Annotated in this window: 1 protein-coding gene and 1 pseudogene; both read right to left on the bottom strand. The window is 77.3% G+C overall.

Annotated elements, in window-relative coordinates; all coding sequences use genetic code 11:
• Positions 1–1150 (bottom strand): annotated as a pseudogene (locus tag DY245_RS33740) (hypothetical protein); the annotation flags it as partial.
• A 48-nt stretch (positions 1151–1198) separates the two neighbouring features.
• The coding region (locus DY245_RS33735; RefSeq protein WP_147318396.1) for an ABC transporter permease at positions 1199–3044 on the bottom strand (1846 nt) is incomplete at its 5' end.

Genomic DNA, 3044 nt, shown 5'->3' with positions numbered 1-3044 from the left:
CGGCCGCGGCCGCGGGCAGCGCCACCGCGGAGGTCTCCGCCGCCAGCCGCCCGGCCAGCCCCACCAGCGACGCACCGCGGGCCCGCAGCAGCGCCAGCTCCTCGCGCCGGCGGGCCGCGGTCAGCGCACCGGTCATCAGCAGCACGACGCCCGCGACGGTGCCGATCCCGAACGCGGCCACCGCGATGACCGGCGCGATCGCGGCCCGCATCCGCGCGAACGCGTCCAGCAGGCCGTCCACCGCGCTGTCGGCCAGCGCGCCACTGCCCGCAACAGAGCGCAACCGGGCGAGCGCCGCGCCGTGTTCGAGGGAGAGCAGCCGGTCCCGCAGCAGCGGGGCGTCATGGGCGGTCAGCGCGCTCGCGTCGACCGGATAGCGCCAGAACTTCTCCGGCTCGCCCTCGGTGGACAGCAGCGCCGGACCGTCCTGCGGGGAGAGCAGCAGACCGGCGCGCCAGAACCTGTGTGACGGAACACCCTCCGTCACATCCTGGCGGGCGGTGGCCATCAGTGGATCCACGGCCCAGTAGGCGCCGTTGGGGTCGCGCGGGGTGAGCAGCCCGCAGATCCGTACCGTCCGGCCCTCCAGGTGCAGTTCGCTGCCGACGCGCAGCTTGAGGGTCCGGGCGGTGGCGACGGTCACCGCCGCCCCCAGGGTGCCCGCTTCCGGGGCGGCGCCGTGCGGCAGCCGGCCCTCGGTGAGCGTGGCGTGCCGGCCGAGGCCGGACACCGCGTACAGCGAGAGGCGGGGCGCGACCCCGTCGGGCCGGGGCAGCCAGGAATCCGGCGCGTCCAGCGACTTGGTGGTGCGTACGCCGTACAGGGACCGGTCCTCGGCGATCCGCAGCGGGGCGCTGAACCCGCCCCGGATCGCCCGGTCCTGGCGGGCCAGCTCCGCCGCGCCGTACTCGGCCGCCGGATCGCCGCCGGTCAGGTCGCCCCGCGAGACGGTGATCTCCACCGTTCGCTGGTCGGGCGGCACCGAGGCCAGGGCATGGCGCACGCCGCGGGTCTCGTACGCGTCCACGCCACGCGGGAACGCCGCCGCGAGGAACGCCGTGACCAGCACCAGGGCGCCCAGTGCCAGGGCCGCCGCGCGGGCCGTACGCAGCCGGACACGGAACCAGGTCGTCCAGGTGAGCGCGTTCACCGGCCCTCACCGCGCAGGGCCGGCCGGGCACGCGGCAGCATCGTCATCTCACAGTGCTCCTTGGCTGCGCAGGTCCTGCACCGGGTCGCCGCGGCGCAGCCCGACGGCCGCGACGACCAGCAGCGGAACGGCCGCGACCGCCGCCAGCAGCGCCACGACCCGGCCGGCCGGCAGCTCCACCAGCACCGGCGGCACCGGCCGGCCCGCCTGCTCGGTCAGCACGATCAACGGGACGACCGCCCGGGTCAGCACGGTCCCCAGCGCCCAACCGACGGCCAGCGCCAGCGCGATCAGTACGCCCTGCTCGGCGGCGATCATCCGCGCCAGCTGCGGGCGCGGCGCGCCCAGGGCCCGTAGGACGGCGAATTCCCTGGCCCGTTCGCGGACCGACCCGGCGGCGCTGACCGCGAAGCCGACCGCGGCCAGCGCCACCGCGACCGCCGCGGCGGCGGTCAGCGCGGTCTGCGGGCCGGCCCCCAGCGGATCGTCGTGCAGCTGCCGGGCGATCTCGTCGCGGACCAGGACCTGGCCCGGGTCGGTGTCCGGGCGTGCCCGCAGCGCGTCGACGACCCTGGCCGCGGCCCCCGGCTCGGGGCGCAGCCACCACTCGGTGGCGGCCAGTGGCGGGGCGCCGCGATCGGACAGCGCCTCGTTGACGGTGCCGAAGTCGGCCAGCAGCCCGCCGGTGGCCGGCGCGCTGTCCGCCGGGCCCGGCAGCGCCCGCACCGCCCGTACGATCTTCGCCTTCAACGGCTGCCCGTTGACCGGCACGTCGATGGTGGAGCCGACCTTCGATCCGCTGTCACGCAGAAAGGCATCGGTGGCCACGGCGGCGAGCGGCGGACGGGCGGGGTGCCAGGCGGTGATCCGTACCGTCGTCATCGACCCGCCCCACTCGTTCTTGGTGCCGCTGTCGTACGTCTGCGACAGCAGACCGCCGGCGGGAACCCCGGACCGGCCCGCCCTGGGGCCGAACGCCTCGCCCACGGAACTGCTCTTGTCGGTGATCTGCGCCTTCCAGGCGAGATGGGCGGGCGCGCCGAGCGGCCGGGCGGCGCCGTGCGCGGTGACGGCCCGCGCGGTGGTGACGGTGAGCTGCTGGCGGTGCGAGACCGGTGTCTGGTCCAGGTCGACGACGAGCCCGGTCAGCCGCAGCGGCTCGGCCGGGCGGCCCGCCGGGGCACCGGCCGCGGCGGCGAGGTCCGCATCGAGGGTGTGCGGCCTGCCGTCGGCCGCGAGCGGGCCCAGCGGCAGGGTGTACGGGACGCCGAAGCGGTCGGTGACCTGGGCGGAGAGGGTCGCGGGCACCGGCCCGGTGTCGTGCGCCGGCCCGATGCCGTGCGCCTCGGCATCCTGGCCGGGGGCGGGCGGCAGCGCCTTGAGGGAGCGCAGGGTGGCGGTCAGCCGTAACCGGTCGGTCCGCGCGGGAAGTTCCACGCCTACGGGCGCGCGGTCCTTCGGCGCCACCGCGCGCAGCACACCGTCCGTCGCCGCGCCCGGCCCGTCGTCCGCGCCGCCGCCCGCCAGATCGCCGCGCAGCAGCAGTGCCCCCGCCGTCCCCCGGGCATCCAGGGCGAGCAGCGAGGAGGTCCGGCCGTCCGACAGTTCCAGACCGACCTGCCCGGCGGGCAGCGCCGCGGCCACCCCCGGCACCTGCGCATACGCGCCGCCCTGCCCCAACTGCGGGGTCCTGCTGGCCAGTACGCGCACCGCCGCGCCCGCCCGGAAGTCCGCCTGATCGTCCTGCGAACGGTCCCAGGACGCGCCCTGGCCGATCGCCAGCATGCCCAGCGCGGTGGCCAGCACCAGCAGCAGTACGGGGCCCGCGGCGCGGTTGCGGCGGCTGATCTGCCAGCCGGCCAGCGCCGCGGCCAGGCCCCGGCCGCCGGCCGCG

Source organism: Streptomyces inhibens (genome assembly GCF_003389455.1).
In the GTDB taxonomy this organism is placed as follows: domain Bacteria; phylum Actinomycetota; class Actinomycetes; order Streptomycetales; family Streptomycetaceae; genus Streptomyces; species Streptomyces inhibens.
Note: the sequence above shows the minus strand (reverse complement) of the source record. Positions and strands in the feature narration are given on the sequence as shown.